Genomic DNA, 19,171 nt, shown 5'->3' with positions numbered 1-19,171 from the left:
TGTCCCATTATGGAAAAAGAGGCGACGCTAAATGCGTCCCCTCTTGTGCAGCATGTCTTGCCTTCGCTTACCACCATACCCAGTATACGGACATGACAATTGCTGTAAAGGCAATGATAACTCCGCCTATCATAAATACAATTGGCAGCACATGACCTTTATCTTTCATGTGCATCCAATACGACATTTGAATAACAACTTGCAGTACCGCCATAACAAGAAGCAGGATTACCGTAAACGTCGGGTTCACTTCGCCTACCGAGGCTACGGTTACAAAAGCGATTAACGTTAACACGATGGAGAAGATAAAAGCTATAATATGCTTCTGTTTACCTTCATGTCTATGACGGCGTTTCGAGTTGTCCGGTGCCATATCATGTGCTGTCATTCGCTTAGCCCACCTTTCCCATTAAGTAAACGACGGTAAAGATGAATACCCATACGACGTCGATAAAATGCCAGTAGATAGCCGACACATACACCTTCGGCGCCGTTACGAGGTTCAGTCCTTTTTTGCGAACTTGTGCAATCAGAATCGAAATCCACGCCACACCAAATGCCACGTGAGCCCCGTGAAATCCAACTAACGTATAGAAAGACGAACTGAAGGCGCTTGTCGTAAACGTATGGCCTTCATGCACATATTCAACAAACTCGTAAATTTCCATACCGAGAAAGCAGAAACCAAGAATAACGGTTACGATAAGCCAGTTAAGCATCGCTTTGACTTCCTTGCGATGCATCGCCTGAATGGCGAACACACTCGTTAAGGAACTGACCAGCAAAATAGCGGTAACTGTGGCAATCATCGGCAGTTTGAACAGTTCGGCTGCAGAAGGCCCGTCACCGATTTGGTTGCGGAGCGCTAGGAACGTAGCAAACAATGTGCCGAACAGTACCGCTTCCCCACCAAGGAACAGCCAGAAGCCGATCACCTTATTGCGGCCTTCTAAAGTCGCTTTTTCCGGCTCGTGAGGCCATTGGTCATCTACGTGATGTGCAGGCGCGCTCATGCTTTAACCCCCTTCTGCTCCAACTCTTCCGGTTCAATATGATAGCCATGATCATCTTTAACCGAGCGCAGGAACATGCAGCCGAATGTAATCAGCAAGCCGAACGCTGCGATAAGATGATTGCCAAACAAGAAGTTCAATGCCGTGTTGCCGAAGTCATCCTTCGCGAACATAAAGCCGAAGCCTGCTACGAACAAGCCGACGGACATCATGAACGGCAGAATGGATGGGGACGGCATATGAATCGAACCAACCGGCTCAGCGGCAGGCATTTCTGTGTTGCCTTCCATTTTTTCTTTCCACCAAGCATCATAACCACGCACAAGCGGAGTCTGCTTGAAGTTGTATTCCGGCACCGGAGATGGGATCGTCCACTCCAAGGTGCGTCCGTCTCCCCAAGGATCGTTGCCCAAGTTCTTCGGCTTCGTCGACGTAATGACGACATTGACCAGGAACAAGATAACACCGACACCCATCATGATAGCACCGATCGTGCTGACCAAGTTCATCTTATCGAAGCCTTGGTTAGGCAAGTACGTGAAGACACGGCGCTGCATACCAAGCAAGCCCAAGAAGTGCTGGATAAAGAATGTCAGTTGGAATCCAATCCAGAACAACCAGAATGTTACTTTGCCCAATGGTTCATTAAGCATGCGGCCGAACATCTTCGGCCACCAGTAGTGGAGACCTGCGAACAGCCCGAGCACGAGACCGCCTACAATTGTGTAATGGAAGTGCGCTACGACGAAATACGTGTCATGGAACTGGAAGTCGGCCGGCGCGGATGCCAACATGACCCCGGTTACGCCCCCCATAACGAACGTTGGAATGAAGCTGATCGCGTACATATTCGCCGCTGTGAATTGAATCGAACCGCCCCACATTGTAAATAGCCAGTTAAATATTTTAATCCCCGTCGGTACCGCAATCAGCATCGTCGCGATGGAGAACAACGCGTTCGCTACCGGACCGAGGCCGACGGCAAACATGTGATGCGCCCAAACCATGAAGCCCAAAAATCCGATCAGCACCGTAGCAAATACCATGGAGCTGTAACCGAACAGACGCTTGCGCGAGAACGTGCTGACCACGTCGGAGATAATCCCGAACGCCGGAAGAATGAGAATGTATACTTCCGGGTGACCGAAAATCCAGAATATATGCTGCCATAATACCACGTTACCGCCATTCGGCACATAGAAGAAGTTCCCGCCGAAGAGACGATCGAACATCAACAGAATCAAGCCTACCGTAACGGCAGGGAAAGCGAACAAGATCAATGCTGACGTAATGAATGACGCCCAAGTGAACATCGGCATGCGCATGAAGGACATTCCTGGCGCGCGCATGTTGATAATGGTTGCAAGGAAGTTAATACCGCCTATTAGAGTACCGAGACCGGATATCTGCAACCCTATCGTATAAAAGTCAACTCCGTGCGAATTGCTGTAATCCACCGACGCGAGCGGAAGATAGGAAGTCCAGCCCGCATCAGGCACGCTGCCGATAAGCCAGCTCAGGTTCAGGAGGATCCCCCCGAAGAAAAATGTCCAGAACCCCAGCGCGTTCAGGAACGGGAACGCAACGTCGCGTGCGCCAATCTGCAGCGGAACGATGACATTCATCAATGCAAGAATAATCGGCATGGCGCCTAGAAAAATCATCGTCGTGCCATGCATCGTAATCAGCTCGTTGAACGTCTGAGCGTCAACGAAATCATTCATTGGTTTAATCAATTGAATCCGGATTAAGATAGCCTCAATACCACCTATCCCGAAGAACAATGCTCCGGCTAAAAGGTAGAGAATACCTATCTTCTTATGGTCGACCGTCGTCAGCCAATCCATAATGCCGCGATGACGCTTCACCGTGTGAGCCAAGGTCGTTACCTCCCCTAGAAGATGCTATACTATTGCTTATTGAATTCTTTCAAGGACTCTAGCTTGTACTCCGCCAAGTACTTCACAATGCCATCCAGTTCTTCTTCTGACAACTGTTCTTTGAACGCAGGCATCGTGTTGCCCGGCTTAACCTTTTGCGGTTCTGTAATCCATTGGCGTAAATGTTCTTCTACAACCGCTTGCTCAATGGGTTCATCCGCCGTTTCGCGATTAAGCATAATTCCAGCAACAGCCTCGCGGCTGCCGAAGCCCTTCAAGTTCGGCCCAAGAGCTGGCGCATTGTCAATTGCATGGCAAGTCAAGCAGTTCTGCTTGAAGCTTTCAGCAACTTTCAGGTCACCTTCAAATGCTTTCGGTTCAGCTTTCATCTCAGCTACCCACGCCTTGAACGTTTCTTCGCTTACAGACTTCACTTTAAACTCCATCAATGCGTGCGATTGTCCGCAGAATTCCGCACACTTGCCTCGATAGAGACCTGCCTCGTAAGCCTCGATGAACATCTTGTTCACATTGCCTTGGGGATTGGTATCCATCTTACCGGCAATAGCTGGAACCCAGAAGGAGTGAAGCACGTCTGCCGTTCTCAATTCGATTGCAATCTTTTTGCCTTTCGGTATAACGAGATCGTGGGCCGTATTAATACCTAAGTCAGTATATTCGAACTCCCACCAGAATTGATGACCGGTTACCTTCACATTGACTGCATCCGGGTCGCCGCTGTAATCCTCGGCAAATGCAAAAACGTATTTCACAGTCGGTACAGCCAGAATGATAAGGAGAAGAATCGGAATTACTGTCCAGATCACTTCCAGCTTGTGGTTCCCTTCGATTTGTTTCGGTATTTCCTCTTGTCCTGGCCGTCTGCGGTAGCGAATGACGACATAAATTGCAATCCCAAAGACGGCGACGACAACAATCGTCATAATCGTAATCGCCAACAGCATCAGATCAAACTGTTTGTCTGCAACCGGCCCTTGCGGGTTGAGAGTAGACAAATCCGAGCGACCACAAGCGCTTAGGAGCAAGACGAGCCCGGCAAACAACGGAAGGAGTCTCTTCACTGCATGCCACCGTTTCATCATTGATCAACCCCACTTTGTACATTTTCGCTGATTACCTCATCTCATGCCCTTGCGGACCTCTCGTGGCATATGCGCGTTCATGGTGAGTGAACATATGCTCCTGCTTGCCCCACGGAAAGCCCAGGTTGGCCGTGTCTAACATACGAGTTCCTTGGATAAGGTCATATGCGCATGCAGATCCGGCCGGTCAGATCGAGTCACCGGCTCTAGCACGGATGTTGTAATCCTGTCAATTAACACAATCACTTACCTAAATATAATTTCCATAATTTTATTTGTCAATGTTTCCCGGGGAGTTCACAAAGTGTTCAGATTCTAAAATTGCCGCGTCATATCAATGTTTGTAATCGGTTACAGACGACAAAACATATTTGAACATTGTGTCGAAGGACGTCATTTTCTGTAAATTCGCCATCGTTTTCTAATATCCTTCTTTACTGCCTGCATACTTATCACGATTTTTCAGAAAAATAATGTGAACTGTTAAGGAGGGATAAGCCATGTTTTCAAACCGCGTTCATAATTCAGACAACTCAAAACGCCGCGTTCACTCTTTTGTCACAATTGCCGCAATCATGATTTGTTCCAGTTTACTCTTTACCGGCTGTGCCGGGGCCCGCACTGAGCTGTCAAAATCACCAGACGGCAACACGAAGGGAAATTATGCAGACCGAAAGGTCAAGCCGTCTCAAACGGCAAAATCGATGCAGTCCTCATCCCAATCAGATAAAAAGGAAAATCGATACCGTGCTCAAAGCGGGCAACAGCCGCACCGATTGGACGGTTCCAATGGACATAACCTCTCTACGATGTTCATCAATCGTCCTGTAAGCAACGCAGTCGGTAATATCGACGGTGTCGCGGTTGCTTACGTACTGCAGCTGCACGATAATGCTTATGTCTCCCTCACGCTGGATGGCGCCGGGCTTGGCACGAGCGGACGCGGGGATAAAGATACGCGTGAGCAGCAAGGCATCGGACGGATTGAAACGAGCTGGCAAATGGAGCAAGAAGCGAAGGGCAATCCTCCGCGCTTCGTGACACCAACCAGTCCGATGCGTACGCTGAAGCGAAGCGACGACTTGGCCGATGAATTTATACACACGATTGATGTGCTTATTCGAGAGCGCGCTCCGGAAGTAAAGCACGTCTACATTAGCGCAAATATGGACTTGTTCAATGCCCTGACCCCATACATTATGAAGGCCTATCCGGATGAATCGCTTCAGTGGGCGCAGGATGATATCATGTATCATATTCGCCGCTACTTGTAATCAATTATTTCCTATTTAAATAGAAGGTTTTAATCATCAGTGGAGCATGAGCACCTCTTTTAGGGGAAGGATTATGAGTTCTTGTGCTTTCCGCCAGGTGTAAACGGGAGCATGGTCAGGACGCGCGGACCGCTGTCCGTGACGGCGACAGTATGTTCGAAATGCGCCCCCCACGTTCCGTCGCAGGTCAGAACCGACCATCCGTCATGTCCTAGCATGACGTCTCCGGGAACACCCAGCGTGAAGATGGGTTCCAGCGTGATGATCATCCCCGTCTCTAGTACCGGGCCCGTGCCGGGCCATCCATCATTCGGCACTTCCGGCGGCTCGTGCATGTCCTGACCGATGCCATGCCCGACCAATGCGGTTACGATTCCATAACCGTGCGTGCGGGCGATTTGTCCGATTGTACTTGAAATATCGCCGATCGAAGTGCCCGGTTTGACCAACTTAACCGCTTGGCGGAGCGCATATAGCGTATGCTGAACGAGACGCTTCACTTCGGGGCGCACGTGTCCGATTGGGTATGTCCAAGCCATATCGGCAAGCCAGCCTTTATAATTAACGACGAAATCAATCGTCACGATGTCACCCGAATTCAACTCACTCGCGTCTGGAAATCCATGGCACACCACATCGTTAATGGAGGCGCAGATGGCATACGGATATCCGTAGTAGCCTTTTTGTTCTGCCACAGCGCCGTTCTTCTGCAGCCACCGTTCCACAAACAGATCGATTTCCTGCGTCGTAACACCCGGAGCGAGCCGCGAAGCAACTTCCCGGTGACAGCGCGCCGCCATATGTCCTGCCTTCTGCATCATTTCAAGCTGTATGTCGGTTTTTATCTCGCTCATGTGAGTCCCTCCTTGACAGTTTCCCAATGTTTAATATATGACCTGACCTATTCAGGGTAGAAGTCATTTCCAAATATTATTCTATTTCCATATATTATATTTCCATATTCAAAGACCTATAGCCTGCATTAGCTCTAATATTATAAACAGGGCGCAGCCGAGTTCATCGGTGCGCCCTGTTCATTATTGCCATATGTCAAGTCGAAACGAAAGCGTAACGCCCTCTATCCAATTCTCTATCTTCTGTCGTATCAAGCCATTGTTGCCTAGGAAACACTTGTGTCTATCCTTCCCAATTCCAACTCTACAAGCTGAGTTAATTCGTCTTCATAGCCTCCCATAATCCGGTATTTCCGGATATACTCCTTCACAAATTTCCGAGGATTTTTCGGACGGAAAATGCGTGTCATCTCCAACAAGCTTTCTTTCACTTCGTTGTGACCTTTTGTTGCCATGAAAATTCCCTCCCAAAGCGTTGTAGATCGTGCTCCGCAACGGAGAATCAATTAGACTTATCGCTTAGCATTCTGGAATTTGCAACCTTTTAGTCCTATTATAGCATATTCATCAGAGCTGCAAAATCACACAATCTTTCTTAACCAATTCTTCATTGGGCATCCTAGATAACATACACAACGCATACTGACCATTGCATTGCTCTCATCGATATCACTATAACAACTATAAACAGGAGTGCTCAGTATGAATCAGATCAGCACATTCCGCGTGTCTTCTGTGATGCCGGCAGAGGTAAATATCGATGCAGTCAAGCTGCAAACAGCATTGGAACAGTTGCCTAAGCTGTTTCCACGTCTATATTGCTGCCTGATCGCCCGTCACGGCCATATCGCAGCGGAACAATATTACAACGGCGGAGAGCCGGAAAGACTGAATGATTTGCGATCGGCCACGAAGAGCGTTCTATCATCCTTAATCGGTATCGCGGTGCACCGCGGTGACATGCCGCCGCCAGATCAGCCAATTCTCCCCTATCTGGAAGAAGACATGCCCGTTCGCTCAGTAACCGATGAAGGATGGCGCCGCCTTACGTTTCGACACCTGCTCACGATGACATCTGGTCTGCATTGGCAGACAGGCAACAGACTGGGGGAACGCTGGATCCACCACTTCCATAATAGTTCGAGCTGGCTTCGCTTTGCGTTGCGGCTTCCAGTCCAGCCCGAACGGCATGGTCAGTTCCAATATCGCAGCATCGATTCCCACTTGCTGTCCGTGTTGCTTACCCGTTGCACCGGCATACGCGCGGACGAATATGCCGCGCGCCACCTGTTCCGTCCCCTAGGCATCCCGCAATACCGTTGGGGCTTGTCACCAGACGGCCACGCCGCAGGTCATATCGGCCTCCATCTGACGGGAAGAGACATGCTTGCCTTCGGCCAGCTCATCCTCAACGAAGGCCAATGTCTTGCAGACAGCATGAATGAAGGAGCCCCTTCATCTACAGCCGTCATACCTCTGGAGTGGATACGCGAATCACTTCAGCCGCACGTCACCGGTCTGCCGGCATTCGGCCATTATGGATATCAATGGTGGGTTCATCAGGTTGGTTCGCATGATGCGGCCTGTGCTATAGGGCATGGCGGACAGCTAATATATGTCATTCCCTCCCATGCATTGACCGTTGTATTTGCAAGCAATCCACGGGTATGCCGCTGGCGGCATCCGAAGCGTTGGCTCGAAGAGTGGCTGCTTCCTTCCTGCCGTTAGCTTGCACAAAGCAGGCTGCATAAGGCGTATTGCATATAGCAGCGTCCATATAATCTTTTAACATGACCGTAATGTAGGTTTGCTGGAAACACTTGTAACCCCGCGTTATAATGGTACAAGCAAGAAAGGGGCATTCACGTTTGAAAGGGATTCGCGCGCTAGGCTTAGGCCGGGATATTGTACTGCTGGCCGTTATTTTATTTTTGGTGGAGTTTGTACGTGGAGCAGCATTGGTATCGTTCATGCCAATTTACGGAAAAGACGTGCTGCATATTAGCTTGGCCATTATCGGAACGGCCATCACCGCGCATTATTTAACAGATACCGTTCTTAAGACCGGAATCGGCTATTTGCTTGATCGGCTATCCGCCCGGCTCATCATAAATGTCGGATTGCTTATATCGCTTATCGGCGTTGCTTTGTTCCATTTTGGGGAGAGTAATTGGATATTTATCGCTGCCGCTGCGCTGTATGGAGTCGGCATCTCTCCGGTATGGATCGTCTGCTTAACCAAAGTAAAAGAAGAGCAGCGAGCCGCCCAGATGGGCTTTCTCTATATGATATGGCTGGTCGGCATGGGTGCCGGGCCGGTTGTGCTTAATCTTTTGATGGATTACCGTCCCGAGCTGGCATTCTATCTCATCGTCAGCCTCGCCGCGATCGCTTGGCTGCTCAGCTTCTTCATCCCCGGCGGGAAGCAGACCGATTCGAGCGTCAACACCGTCCCATTCAAGGAACAGTGGGAAGCACTGCGTGTCAAGCTGAAGGCGATGAAGCCGCTTCTTCCGGGAATGATATTACAGACGTTAGGTGCCAGCATGCTGGTGCCGATACTGCCGACCTTCGCTTCGGATACGCTCTCGCTATCAAGCAGCCAGTATTCCGTGCTGCTCTTGCTTGGAGGCGGCTGCACAGTGCTTGGACTTGTCCCGATGGGCAAATGGTCTGATAAAGTCGGGCGCAAACCTTTCCTCATCACGGGATTCGCCATTTTTGGACTGACGCTTGCATCGTTGTCGTTGCAGCCTTCCACACTTGTCGCCTATGGGTTAGCTGTCGTGCTCGGTTTGTCGTATTCTGCCGTGCTGCCAGCGTGGAACGCGCTGCTCGCACTTTATGTGCCGCCTGGCCAGAAGGGGCTTGGCTGGAGTCTGCTCTCCACTGTGGAAGGCATTGGCGTGCTCATCGGACCAGTCGTTGGCGGCGTACTTGCCAGCGCATTCTCGGCTGCGACCGTCGTATGGATTAGTGCTGGTCTCTTTGCCATTATTGCGCTTGTCTATACACTGTTCCCATCGCGCTGGTTCGCAGAGCGATAGCAACCTTTTGCATATATACACGTAATGCCTATGTAACAGATTAGACGCAAGCCATTTAATGAGGTGATTGATGTTGTGGCAGTGGCTGCATGATATGATATCCATGCTCAAGCATCTGGATATGAAGCAAGTTGAAAGCTTGCTTGAGCAATACTCGAACTTAGGACCTTTGCCAGGTATTATACTTCCACTGGTGGAAGCATTTCTTCCTTTTCTTCCACTTATCGTATTTGTGATGGCTAACGCTGCTGCATACGGGCTATGGCTCGGTTTCTTGTATTCATGGATTGGCGTGTGCGCGGGATCGTGCATTGTATTTTGGATCGCACGCAAGTTCGGGGGACGATTCGGGATGTATATTCAGAAACGTATGCCTTCGTCTCAACGTTTTTTTAACTGGATGGAGGAAAAGGGCTTTACTCCGCTCTTTATTTTGTACTGCTTCCCATTTACGCCTTCCTCACTCATCAATATTGCGGCCGGCATCAGTACGGTTCCGTTCCGCACGTTCATAATCGCGGTAATGTCAGGCAAGTCAGTCGTCATTTTCCTGATGGCCTTCATCGGCCACGATTGGCAGGGATTCATTCATCAGCCTTGGCGGATTGCTATCGCGATACTCCTTTTGGTCTTGTTATGGCTCGGGGGCAAGAAGCTTGAATCGCGTTATCAACTATAAGCACGGATGCTATTAACGCCGCTAATCGTTGATGGCGTGAAGGATATTTTCTCGGCAACAGGGCAACTTATGCATACACAGCCTGCATTGACCCTTTCAGCACCATGAGCACCTGAAATGTTTCCAAAGGAAAGGAGCAACTTAACCGTATGTCGAAGGAAAATCAGAAGATGCATCCGATATCACGTGATCGTGTGGAAGTAGATGGGATATATGCGAACGAATGGGGACGCGAAGAGGTGCTGCATCGCGACCAGACCTTTCCTTCTGATCCGCAGCTTGGGGCGACGGAATGGGAACTGAAGCAGTTCATGTTCGATAATCATCATGACGGTCAGACCGATCCTCGGCTCGTTCCGAAGGCGGAAGACAAGGAAGAGCCTCCGAAGCAAACACATCCGCGTAAGCACCAGGATCGCGGAGATAAGTAAACTGTTTCATTTTCTACCTGAAAAAGGTCGTTCGACAGCAATAGGGGGCATTTGAGCCCCCTATTGTCGCGCTCCATACTCCATGGACCTGCACTTTTGCAGTTTATCGTAACTTTTTCACCGGACTTCTAAAGCATACGCCGAATCCGTTCGGCCAATTCTCCGGCAAATCCTTCCGCTCCGAGCATCCTCCACTCTGTATTCGTTAATCGAAATGTAGTGAAGCTTTCATCTGTGGCTGCCACTTCGTTCAACCAACCCGCAGCGCTCCTCGCCGAGCGGTCAATCTGAATAAGCAGACCCAGTTGCTGTTCCGTTCCAAGAAACACCATCTCAAGTTCATCCAAATCTCCGCGAAAGTAACTGGTAGGCACAAATTCAAATTCCTGAACAAACGGATATCTCCCCCCAAGACGAGGGGCGTACTCGCATTCCGCTTTCCGCAAGCGGAATCCAAGGCGGTTGACCGCATCGATGACGATGCTTTGCTCCACACTCGGAATGAGTTCAATCCGGTCATTGTCCGTTGGATCCAATGCGCTCGTCATATCCAATTCTGTCTTGAGCCAGACTGGCGTATTGTCAATGCTTAATGGGGTCTGCGGCGGCAGCACAATCGAAAATGGGACGTCTCTCGTCTCGTTGGCATCAATGGTAAATGCCTCGCTGATGTCGTACCGCTGCAATTCGCAATGAATGCATTGCCGAATGCAATCAGCTTCACGGGTATATTGCGTCATGAGCAATATGCGAATTCCCTCCATGTGTTGAGCGCCTTGGCCACCGCGTATCTTGACGACGCCGCGCACCTCTTCTCCCGGAGCATAACGCCCCCGCTCAAGCATCGTGTCGACCTTGGCCGCACCGATGCCGATGCTCGTTAAGAAACGGTTGAACATGGACATGTCTATGTTCCCCTCCCCTGAACTCTTCACCAACATATATGAGTGAAATTGGAAAATGTTTCCCCTTCATCCATTCGACGGATACACATTTTTTCCCTGCTATATGAAATGTACTTCCTTACAAATAGTTCACGCAAACTCTATTCATTTTGTTATTATGAAAGAGCGACAAATCAATGTATACAACGAGTTTCATTCAAATATGTCCGTATGAAACGTCTATGATTCGGCTAACATGGGAGAGATGGAATATTGATGTTGTTTGTAGTAAATCGAAATGCAGGGAACGGGAAGGGAATACGGGTATGGCGTGAAATCGAAGCCCGTCTCCAACGGTTCGGCACCTCCTATACCGCTTGTATTACTGCTACCGCGGAAGAAGCCGAATCACGCGTTAGAATGCATATCGATCGTCACCCACGAACTTCGGTCATCGTCATTGGCGGAGATGGAACTATACATCGTCTATTGCCCCTCTTAACAGGCACAGAAGTCGCACTGGGCATTATTCCTGCCGGTTCGGGCAATGATACGGCGCGCGGCTTCCATTTACCCACTGAACCGTTAAGCGCATTAAATACAATATTGCATGGACGACGCCGTATCGTCGACCTCATACAACTGAACGGAGAATGGACGTTGACGGCGCTCGCCACAGGCTTTGACGCTGACGTCGCAGAAGCGGTCAATCGGAGCTCCTATAAGCGCTGGTGCAACCGATTGGGCTTAGGCTCGGTCGCTTATTTACTAGGTGTGGTGGAGACGCTCTCCAGATTCAAGCCTGCCGACGCGATTGTGCGCGTCAACGGTATAGATCACCATTACAAAGACGTATGGTTGACGGCGATTGCCAACGTTCCCTCCTATGGAGGAGGTATCCGGATATGCCCTCAGGCAGCTCCGGATGACGGGGAGTTGGACATCTGCATCGTACATGGATGCAGCCGCCGGACACTGATGCGTCTCTTCCCGACCGTCCTTACAGGAAAACATGTGGGATTGCCCTATGTCACCATGCTGCGCGGACAAGAGGTGCATATCGAATCCTCCATCCCCCGGGTCACTTATGGAGACGGAGAACGCTCGGGAACGACGCCGCTGCATGCCGCTATTGTACCGGGAAGACTGCAGCTGCTTGTGCCGCCGAAAGAGTAGCCCAGTCACACTTAGCTGCTCTCCGGACGTAAGGCACCAACCATTATTCCTTATATTGGAACGTGGAACAAGCCGTTTCTGAGTAATAAATCGGGGTAAGTATTATGTGGAACATTTTGAACGAGAAAGGGGCAACACCCAGTGGGAGAACCCAAAGTAAAAGTATTTTTTCAAGAATTTAAGCAATTCGCCATGCGCGGCAACGTCATCGATTTGGCAGTCGGTGTCCTGATCGGGACCGCCTTCAACAAAATCGTCACTTCTATTGTCAATGATGTAGTCATGCCGCCCCTCGGTGTATTGCTAGGCGGGGTGAACTTCAAAGATTTATTCATCAATCTTGATCCAGACCAGACACTTGCGAACGGCCAATCGATACAATCATTGGCACAGGCTCAGGAAGCTGGCGTGCCCGTCATCGCCTACGGGCAGTTCATCAATGTCATCATCGATTTCATTATCGTCGCTTTCTCCATCTTCCTTATCGTCAAGGGTATCAACGCCATGCACCGTAAGAAGGAGCCCGAAGCACCGGCAGAACCGGCAACGAAGGATTGCCCCTATTGCTTGTCCAAAATACCGAAAGAAGCGGTACGCTGCGGACATTGCACGTCTATGCTGAATGAGGCTGAGGCAAAAGCATAAGCAAGCTTATTCGCAAACTGACGACCGACGCGGTTCAACAGTTCTTCCCAATGGGCAGAAATCCGTAATCTAACATAAAAAAGGCCTTCCACCTGCTGTACAAGCTAGTACGAGCAGGTGGAAGGCCTTTATGTTATGGGCATGACGTCCGACGTTACATCGGTCGATTCGGCTTGCTCATCAACTGTTCCGCAATGGCACGCAGATGCGCGTCCGGGGTGAATGTTTCCTCCCCCATATCAAGTTTCTTGACGCGTATTTCCTCGACATCGCTTCCTGCGCCTCGGGGCAGGAACACGAGGCTGTCTTCATCCTCACATGCAACATCATACCCCATGGAGCTGAACATCTGCTCTAAATCAAGCGGGGATGGTTTCTCTCCCTCAGGTGTCATGACCAAGCCGCGAAGCTTAGCAACATCCCCTGCGCCGTGATGAACGACTTCAAAATGTACGATGCATTCCATTCCGTGTCCTCCTCATTACTGTCGCTTAGCTCGGTTCCCTATATAAGAGGATATTCAAAAAGTTAAGGTTGCTGTTCGAACATTTATATAAGTCGATAGCTTATCCGAAAGCCTTGCAAACCATACACTGATTTCCAATATGCCATGGCCTGGCAAAGCGACGCTGGTGTTGTATCCTATATTACGGAGCACATCTGCCTTCGTTGCAGGAACTTGTTGTAACTTTCACAAATGTCGCCAATTAGTCAAAATATTTGTGTATGACATGTTCAAATCGCTCTCCGAATGTCCGCCTCAGATCCAGTCCCATCTCCTGCTCCAATTCATATAGCACGATGTCCTGTACAAATCGGCCGAGCACCAAATTTGTCACGGCGTCATGTTCCGTCAGCAGCGCCTTGGTGGCCAATCCTTCACCACGGGCACCGATAAGCGTTTCTTTGCGATCGATAACGAACGCGAAGTGACGTGATTCACTCTGTATTCCGGATTCATCTGTACCCGCTTGCATCCGAATAAGCTTTCTTCCTTCCGCATCTGCATCGACGATAGACCACAGCACTTTCACTCCGCGCGCCTCCGCCAGCTCCAGTTCCTCCCTCAGCACAGCGGCCTCCTCTGGCCATACATCAACGATAATTTCCCGTTTTGCTTCGTGAAGCGCCCGCTTGATCGTTTCGTTAACAGCCCGCTCCCCTTCCACACTGTAAAAGGAAGTTTCATCCACTTCGGTAGCTGGCATATGATGCTTGACATAGCGAAGCGATGACTCCAGCCGGGATGCTAAAATGCGCGTAAGTTCTTCGGGCTGCAATGCAGCGTAATAAGACGGTTCGCCGTCTTGATGCAAAATAAGCCCTTGATCGACTAACCTCTGCAATGCAGCATACACATTGGACCGGGACACACCTAACTTCTTTGCTACTTCATATCCAGTCATCGCCCCTTGCTCGGATAGGCTGACGACAATCTTCGCTTCCATTTCCGTAAATCCGAGCGAGCGTAAATGTAAAATGAGTCCTTCCATAAGACTGCCTCCTATAATCCTTGCGAGTCTTTCTCTTAGCAGGGTACGAGGCTGTCCACCCAACGTTTCCCCAACATCTATTGTATCGCAGTTCGTTTCCAGTTTCATCGAAAAAAGTCGCAAATTGTCGGTTGTACCATGCAAAAAGAGGAGCCCCGCAGCATTTATGCTCTGCCTCAGACTCCTCTGATCAACGAATTGAGCAATTATAAATCTTCTAAATAGAGAGCGTTCCTCTTATACAAAGGGCGTACCGCAGCGTTCACACCATTTCGCTTCCACATCCGCATAGCTGTTGCAATTCGGACAGCGACGGATCGACAGCTCCCCATCAGGTCCAATGGGAAGACGGCGGCCGCCTACTGTGACATTCAGATCCCGTTTTTTGTGAGCTTCCTCGTACATAGGCTTGACCATGTCAGCCGAATGAGGCTTCTCCGCATTCGGTTGGGGGGGATGGGATGATTTGTACGTATAACGTTCCGGTTCATCCTCGTACACATCAAAATCGGGAGCTTGATATGCCTTCTCCTGCGAATAAAAAGGCTCATATCGTTCGTCATCTTCTACCTCCACGAACGATGGCTTTTTCATTTGTATAATCAATTCTTCCTGCTCCTCATCCTCCTCTAGGAGCGGAGCAGGTGGTTCAGGCAATTTACTTCCGCACGAAGAACAGAATTTAGAAGTAATCGGAGCGATCTCGCCGCATTCACATCGCTTCTCATGTCGAAGCTCACTCGTCTTCCATTCCAACTGCTTGATCTCTTCTTCGAGCGCCAAATTGGCTTTGCCGATCTCCATAATGTCTGATTCGGCTATCGTTAAATCATTCTTTTTATAAGCATCGTATACAAGTTCTCCAATGTTATAAATGTTGCTCTCGATTTCCTTACGACGGGCCGTAATTTGGGCTTGAATCCGATTGATTTCCATTACATTTTGCGCTTTTTCCGATGCCTTGGAGGCACCCTCTTTTAATTTTTGAATCAGGCGGTTCATCTTAAAGCCCCTCCTTTCACATACCACGTAGTTGACACAGCTTCTCGGCACTCTACTCAATTACATTATGCCTGTAAACATATACACTCGATGATATGAATCGAAACTTCCCCTTACCCCTTTAAGAGATATGTATGTTTCCTTTTTTGATACGCGTATTAGGGCCAACATGTTGCGCAAAACTGCCATTGTCCTACAACAACGTATGCATCCGTGCAAAAAAACATGTATACCATGTCCGATCCCACTCAAGTTATAATAGAGACTGCCGCTGCAATACGGATCACTGCCATGGCGTTCCACATCGAATTGAAACAAGTTAACATAAACGCGAGTTCAAAAAGGTCAATTTTCAGCACCGGGAAGGTTGTAAGAACTCGAAGAAGGAGGAAGCGCTGTGTAGGCAACTACATGAGCACCTGAAATGTTTCCAAAGGAAACATACTTCGGAAGCATAAGCTCCTCAAGAGTGATTGCAAGATTCGATGTCGAGTGACTTCATAGGATGCTTCGTGATCAAAAGGGAACTTTTTGAACAACCTCTATTAGCATATTTCTATCATAAAGGAGATGCACGACATTGACCACTCCCACTTCATCAAGTCCGGCAGCATCCCATTGGCGCACTCGTCCCGTCGGAGCCTTGAAGGAGCGCGCAATTCCTGCTGCAGATCAAGTTGCTCCAGCCGCGCAGAACAAGAACGGGAGAACAAGGAACGATGACTCGTTCTTCACCGCTCTTGCACAACAGGGAATCCATCTGCATGAAGCACAGCGGCATGCCGTACGCCACGACGAGGGCCCGCTGCTCTGTCTTGCCGGTGCCGGTTCCGGCAAGACGTCGGTATTGACGGCGCGTGCGGCTTATCTTATGGCGGTGCGGGGCGTGAAGCCGGAGGCGTTATGGCTGGTTACGTTCACGAGCAAAGCCGCACAAGAAATGCGCACGCGGCTCGCCCGGCTCCCCGGCGTAACTGCCGCCATGGCGCGGCGCGTGCAAGCCCGCACCTTCCATTCCTTCGCGCTCGTGCTGCTGCAGGCGTATGCCCCGCCATTCAAGCTGATGACGGAAGAGCGGATGCGCCACGGCATGATGAAGCGTGTGCTCCGGGAGCTCGGACTTCATGATCAGATGCAGGCGGAGACCGTGCTCGCCGCGTTGTCCTCATTGAAGTCACGCCGCACCCTGCCAGTGGAATGGCACCCACAGGATGTCGGTGAGCGGGATATGAAGCGGGCGATGCTCCGCTTCGAAGAACAGAAAGACAATCAAGGAGGCAAAGACTTCGACGACTTGCTGCTGGACACGCTGCGCCTGCTGGAAGAAGACAAGAACTTGCTGCAACGCCTGCGACGCCGCTTTCAATATGTAATGGCCGATGAGTTTCAAGATACGACGCCTGTTCAATACGAACTACTTCAACTTCTATCCGATGAGCATCGCAACTTGGCGGTGTTCGGTGATGACGATCAGACGATATATACGTTTAATGGTGCGTGCCACCACTATATCACCGGCTTTCAAAAACGGTATCCCGATGCAAAGCAGATTACGTTAAATATTAATTTCCGTTCAACCGCTCCCATCGTCGGAATCGGGAACGCCATTATCGCTTGCAATCAGGAACGTCTGCCTAAGCTTATGCGCACTCCGGTCGGGTTGCATGTAAAGACCAAGCACATGGCAAATATGACGGATGGCTCAACAGAAGGCAGTGAGGTGGTCACCCCTCTCTATCTTCGACCGCGGGACGCAGAGGAAGAAGCGCAGCGCATAGCGGAACAGATACAAGCCTCCGTTGCGAATGGACAGCATGCTTGGCGTGACTTCGCAGTGCTGTATCGGACCGCGAACACAAGCCGGGCGCTTGTAGAGCATTTCACGATGCAGGGCTTACCCTTCCGCCAATTCGGCGCGGAGCCGCTCTTCTACGATCATAGCCAGGTGCGGCCGTTGATCGACCATTTACGGCTCGCCTTGGAACCGCGCAATATGAATGCTATGGAAAGCGTAGTTGCTGCGTTATATATATCACGAGAGGCGGGAATGCGCGCTATCCGCGATGGCGAACAACAGAAAGCGAAGAAATATCCGCTCATCCATCTGCAATATTGGATGCAGTTGGCCGAATTCCAGCGGGACGCCATCAAACCCCGCATCAAGCTGATTAAGAAGCTCGCTGCTATGAAGCCTCATCATGCCATCCGGGAGATGCGGCGCGAATTCTACGATAAGTTTACGGCAACCCTATCCGGTGAGCAGGCTACCGCTCATCAGGAGGGCGCGGCGGATACGCTTGAAGAGCTTGAATCTTCCGCCCAACGCTTTGATTCCATCGACGCTTTCATTCGCCATATCGACGTTCTGAAGGAACGATACTTGGCGATGCATCCGGAGCATGCGGCTCAACGGGCGTTCCAGTCCGGCAAGGCTGCAGGACAGAATAGTACAGGACGTCGCATCGCCGACCCTCAGGAGGATGTCATTACGCTCATGACGATTCATCGCGCCAAAGGGCTGGAATTTCCAGCAGTGTTCCTTATCGGCGCCTCAGACGGCATTCTGCCTCACCGCACTGCGCTGCGCAAGGAGACGCCTCCAGACCGACAGGCCTCGGCACACACCGCAGCGATATCGCCAGACGGGGTGAAGGAAGCGCTGCTTGAAGAGGAGCGCCGGTTAGCCTATGTTGCGGTCACCCGGGCCAGAAATTGGTTGTATATCAGCTCCCCCGCCGTCGTACACGGACAGAAGGCGGAAGTCAGCCGATTCGTGCGCGAGGCATGGGGAGAAGCCGTGGCTTTGAAATAGGCACCCTGTTTCCGTTACAATAGAAATAGAACAGATGTCTTGCTGGTGGACGTATAGAAATAATCGCATTTACAATACCGTACCAATTGAGGGGATACACATGTCGATGACAGAAATGATCAAGAAGCAGTATGAGCAAGTGAAGCAGCTGCCAACATTGTATCAATTAGCTCTAGAAGAATTGGAAACGAAGATTAAAGTCATTCAAGCCGAGTGGAAAATACGAAACGGATATGCGCCATTCGAACATATTAAGACGCGTCTGAAGGAGCCGAACAGCATTTTCAGCAAGCTGCAGCGCAAGGGCTATCCTTTAACGTTGGATTCCATCGTTAACCAAATTTATGACGTAGCTGGCATGCGCATCGTGTTCGCTTTCATCAAGGATATTTACATGGTTCTGGATCATTTGAAGACACGTGACGATATTCGCATCGTAGAAATCAAGGATTATATCGCTAATCCGAAGCCGAACGGATATCAGAGTCTGCATGTTATCGTTCAAGTTCCGCTCGTACTGTTTGATGATACGCGCTGGATTTATATAGAAATCCAAATGCGCACGCTGGCGATGGATTTCTGGGCCAGTATGGAGCACATCATCTACTACAAGTTCGAGCAGCAGGTTCCACCGCATGTAACCCAAGAATTGACCGAGGCTGCCAAGGCTGTCGATGAACTGGATCGCAAAATGCTGGATCTCCGCAAAGAGATTCTGTCTTACAATAGTGAAGATTGGGTGCAGAGCATTCAGGGCGGGCTATCGATTGAGAATGCAAAATAGTCTCTTTTCTATTTTCTACTGGGACGTGTTATGGGAATCCCTCCGTAGTCACGGAGGGGTTGCCATGCGCGTCTCCACCATTTCCCCTGTTTTT

The 19,171-nt window shown here is 50.0% G+C and carries 19 protein-coding genes; 9 read left to right on the top strand and 10 right to left on the bottom strand.

Annotated features, from left to right (window positions below; translation table 11 throughout):
• Positions 1–67 precede the first annotated feature (67 nt).
• From LQV63_RS04570 to coxB, 4 genes are all read right to left on the bottom strand, one after another.
• Complete coding sequence (locus LQV63_RS04570) at positions 68–388, bottom strand: cytochrome C oxidase subunit IV family protein (RefSeq protein WP_019420019.1); 321 nt, start codon at positions 386–388, stop codon at positions 68–70.
• 4 nt (positions 389–392) lie between these two features.
• Complete coding sequence (locus LQV63_RS04565; protein ID WP_019420020.1) at positions 393–1,013, bottom strand: cytochrome (ubi)quinol oxidase subunit III; 621 nt, start codon at positions 1,011–1,013, stop codon at positions 393–395.
• Complete coding sequence (gene ctaD, locus LQV63_RS04560; RefSeq protein ID WP_051004472.1) at positions 1,010–2,860, bottom strand: cytochrome c oxidase subunit I; 1,851 nt, start codon at positions 2,858–2,860, stop codon at positions 1,010–1,012. The genes LQV63_RS04565 and ctaD overlap by 4 nt, the downstream gene beginning before the upstream one ends.
• Before the next feature lie 62 nt (positions 2,861–2,922).
• Positions 2,923–3,996, bottom strand: coding sequence for a cytochrome c oxidase subunit II (gene coxB, locus LQV63_RS04555; protein WP_233695818.1), 1,074 nt, complete (start codon positions 3,994–3,996; stop codon positions 2,923–2,925).
• 500 nt (positions 3,997–4,496) lie between these two features.
• Between coxB and LQV63_RS04550 the strand changes: the two genes are divergently transcribed.
• Positions 4,497–5,270 (top strand): hypothetical protein, encoded by a 774-nt coding sequence (locus tag LQV63_RS04550; RefSeq protein ID WP_233695817.1) that lies wholly within the window; start codon positions 4,497–4,499, stop codon positions 5,268–5,270.
• A 71-nt stretch (positions 5,271–5,341) separates the two neighbouring features.
• Here LQV63_RS04550 and map read toward each other — a convergent pair whose 3' ends face one another.
• Positions 5,342–6,124 (bottom strand): type I methionyl aminopeptidase, encoded by a 783-nt coding sequence (map, locus tag LQV63_RS04545; RefSeq protein WP_233695816.1) that lies wholly within the window; start codon positions 6,122–6,124, stop codon positions 5,342–5,344.
• A gap of 266 nt (positions 6,125–6,390) precedes the next feature.
• Positions 6,391–6,579: a hypothetical protein gene (locus LQV63_RS04540; RefSeq protein WP_019420025.1), complete on the bottom strand. Its 189-nt coding sequence runs from the start codon at positions 6,577–6,579 to the stop codon at positions 6,391–6,393.
• A 247-nt stretch (positions 6,580–6,826) separates the two neighbouring features.
• Between LQV63_RS04540 and LQV63_RS04535 the strand changes: the two genes are divergently transcribed.
• The 4 genes from LQV63_RS04535 (at position 6,827) to LQV63_RS04520 (ending at position 10,281) form a co-directional block, all read left to right on the top strand.
• Positions 6,827–7,852 carry a serine hydrolase domain-containing protein gene (locus LQV63_RS04535; RefSeq protein ID WP_233695815.1) on the top strand — a complete coding sequence of 342 codons (1,026 nt, stop codon included), beginning with the start codon at positions 6,827–6,829 and terminating at the stop codon, positions 7,850–7,852.
• Positions 7,853–7,992: 140 nt separating this feature from the next.
• Entirely contained in the window at positions 7,993–9,171 is a 1,179-nt protein-coding gene (locus LQV63_RS04530) for an MFS transporter (RefSeq protein ID WP_019420027.1), read from the top strand.
• 70 nt (positions 9,172–9,241) lie between these two features.
• Positions 9,242–9,850: a TVP38/TMEM64 family protein gene (locus LQV63_RS04525; RefSeq protein ID WP_019420028.1), complete on the top strand. Its 609-nt coding sequence runs from the start codon at positions 9,242–9,244 to the stop codon at positions 9,848–9,850.
• A 149-nt stretch (positions 9,851–9,999) separates the two neighbouring features.
• Positions 10,000–10,281 (top strand): hypothetical protein, encoded by a 282-nt coding sequence (locus LQV63_RS04520; protein ID WP_019420029.1) that lies wholly within the window; start codon positions 10,000–10,002, stop codon positions 10,279–10,281.
• Between the two features lie 128 nt (positions 10,282–10,409).
• Here LQV63_RS04520 and LQV63_RS04515 read toward each other — a convergent pair whose 3' ends face one another.
• Positions 10,410–11,186, bottom strand: a complete 777-nt coding sequence (locus LQV63_RS04515) for a sporulation protein (RefSeq protein ID WP_019420030.1) — start codon at positions 11,184–11,186, stop codon at positions 10,410–10,412.
• Positions 11,187–11,441: 255 nt separating this feature from the next.
• Here LQV63_RS04515 and LQV63_RS04510 point away from each other — a divergent pair, with 255 nt between their 5' ends.
• Together LQV63_RS04510 and mscL are read left to right on the top strand one after the other, a co-directional pair.
• Complete coding sequence (locus tag LQV63_RS04510) at positions 11,442–12,341, top strand: diacylglycerol/lipid kinase family protein (RefSeq protein ID WP_233695919.1); 900 nt, start codon at positions 11,442–11,444, stop codon at positions 12,339–12,341.
• 141 nt (positions 12,342–12,482) lie between these two features.
• Positions 12,483–12,986, top strand: coding sequence for a large conductance mechanosensitive channel protein MscL (mscL, locus tag LQV63_RS04505; protein ID WP_019420032.1), 504 nt, complete (start codon positions 12,483–12,485; stop codon positions 12,984–12,986).
• Positions 12,987–13,140: 154 nt separating this feature from the next.
• Here the strand turns inward: mscL and LQV63_RS04500 are convergent, their stop codons facing one another.
• The 3 genes from LQV63_RS04500 to LQV63_RS04490 all read right to left on the bottom strand — a co-directional run bounded on the left by LQV63_RS04500 (position 13,141) and on the right by LQV63_RS04490 (position 15,481).
• Positions 13,141–13,452: a hypothetical protein gene (locus tag LQV63_RS04500; protein WP_019420033.1), complete on the bottom strand. Its 312-nt coding sequence runs from the start codon at positions 13,450–13,452 to the stop codon at positions 13,141–13,143.
• A 241-nt stretch (positions 13,453–13,693) separates the two neighbouring features.
• Positions 13,694–14,479, bottom strand: a complete 786-nt coding sequence (locus LQV63_RS04495; RefSeq protein ID WP_233695814.1) for a TrmB family transcriptional regulator — start codon at positions 14,477–14,479, stop codon at positions 13,694–13,696.
• Between the two features lie 237 nt (positions 14,480–14,716).
• Positions 14,717–15,481: a zinc ribbon domain-containing protein gene (locus tag LQV63_RS04490; protein ID WP_233695813.1), complete on the bottom strand. Its 765-nt coding sequence runs from the start codon at positions 15,479–15,481 to the stop codon at positions 14,717–14,719.
• A gap of 580 nt (positions 15,482–16,061) precedes the next feature.
• On the opposite strand from LQV63_RS04490, the gene LQV63_RS04485 reads away from it, so the two are divergent.
• Both LQV63_RS04485 and LQV63_RS04480 read left to right on the top strand, forming a co-directional pair.
• Positions 16,062–18,293 (top strand): ATP-dependent helicase, encoded by a 2,232-nt coding sequence (locus LQV63_RS04485; RefSeq protein WP_233695812.1) that lies wholly within the window; start codon positions 16,062–16,064, stop codon positions 18,291–18,293.
• Positions 18,294–18,393: 100 nt separating this feature from the next.
• Positions 18,394–19,077 carry a GTP pyrophosphokinase gene (locus LQV63_RS04480; protein ID WP_233695811.1) on the top strand — a complete coding sequence of 228 codons (684 nt, stop codon included), beginning with the start codon at positions 18,394–18,396 and terminating at the stop codon, positions 19,075–19,077.
• Positions 19,078–19,171: the final 94 nt, after the last annotated feature.

The organism is Paenibacillus profundus, assembly GCF_021369635.1.
Classification (GTDB): domain Bacteria; phylum Bacillota; class Bacilli; order Paenibacillales; family Paenibacillaceae; genus Paenibacillus_B; species Paenibacillus_B profundus.
Note: the sequence above shows the minus strand (reverse complement) of the source record. Positions and strands in the feature narration are given on the sequence as shown.

Bases quoted from the DNA above. Each gene is read 5' to 3' on its own strand.
- LQV63_RS04570 (WP_019420019.1), bottom strand. From the start codon at position 388: ATGACAGCACATGATATGGCACCGGACAACTCGAAACGCCGTCATAGA.
- LQV63_RS04565 (WP_019420020.1), bottom strand. From the start codon at position 1,013: ATGAGCGCGCCTGCACATCACGTAGATGACCAATGGCCTCACGAGCCG.
- ctaD (WP_051004472.1), bottom strand. From the start codon at position 2,860: ATGGATTGGCTGACGACGGTCGACCATAAGAAGATAGGTATTCTCTAC.
- coxB (WP_233695818.1), bottom strand. From the start codon at position 3,996: ATGATGAAACGGTGGCATGCAGTGAAGAGACTCCTTCCGTTGTTTGCC.
- LQV63_RS04550 (WP_233695817.1), top strand. From the start codon at position 4,497: ATGTTTTCAAACCGCGTTCATAATTCAGACAACTCAAAACGCCGCGTT.
- map (WP_233695816.1), bottom strand. From the start codon at position 6,124: ATGAGCGAGATAAAAACCGACATACAGCTTGAAATGATGCAGAAGGCA.
- LQV63_RS04540 (WP_019420025.1), bottom strand. From the start codon at position 6,579: ATGGCAACAAAAGGTCACAACGAAGTGAAAGAAAGCTTGTTGGAGATG.
- LQV63_RS04535 (WP_233695815.1), top strand. From the start codon at position 6,827: ATGAATCAGATCAGCACATTCCGCGTGTCTTCTGTGATGCCGGCAGAG.
- LQV63_RS04525 (WP_019420028.1), top strand. From the start codon at position 9,242: ATGTTGTGGCAGTGGCTGCATGATATGATATCCATGCTCAAGCATCTG.
- LQV63_RS04520 (WP_019420029.1), top strand. From the start codon at position 10,000: ATGTCGAAGGAAAATCAGAAGATGCATCCGATATCACGTGATCGTGTG.
- LQV63_RS04515 (WP_019420030.1), bottom strand. From the start codon at position 11,186: ATGTCCATGTTCAACCGTTTCTTAACGAGCATCGGCATCGGTGCGGCC.
- LQV63_RS04510 (WP_233695919.1), top strand. From the start codon at position 11,442: ATGTTGTTTGTAGTAAATCGAAATGCAGGGAACGGGAAGGGAATACGG.
- LQV63_RS04500 (WP_019420033.1), bottom strand. From the start codon at position 13,452: ATGGAATGCATCGTACATTTTGAAGTCGTTCATCACGGCGCAGGGGAT.
- LQV63_RS04495 (WP_233695814.1), bottom strand. From the start codon at position 14,479: ATGGAAGGACTCATTTTACATTTACGCTCGCTCGGATTTACGGAAATG.
- LQV63_RS04490 (WP_233695813.1), bottom strand. From the start codon at position 15,481: ATGAACCGCCTGATTCAAAAATTAAAAGAGGGTGCCTCCAAGGCATCG.
- LQV63_RS04480 (WP_233695811.1), top strand. From the start codon at position 18,394: ATGTCGATGACAGAAATGATCAAGAAGCAGTATGAGCAAGTGAAGCAG.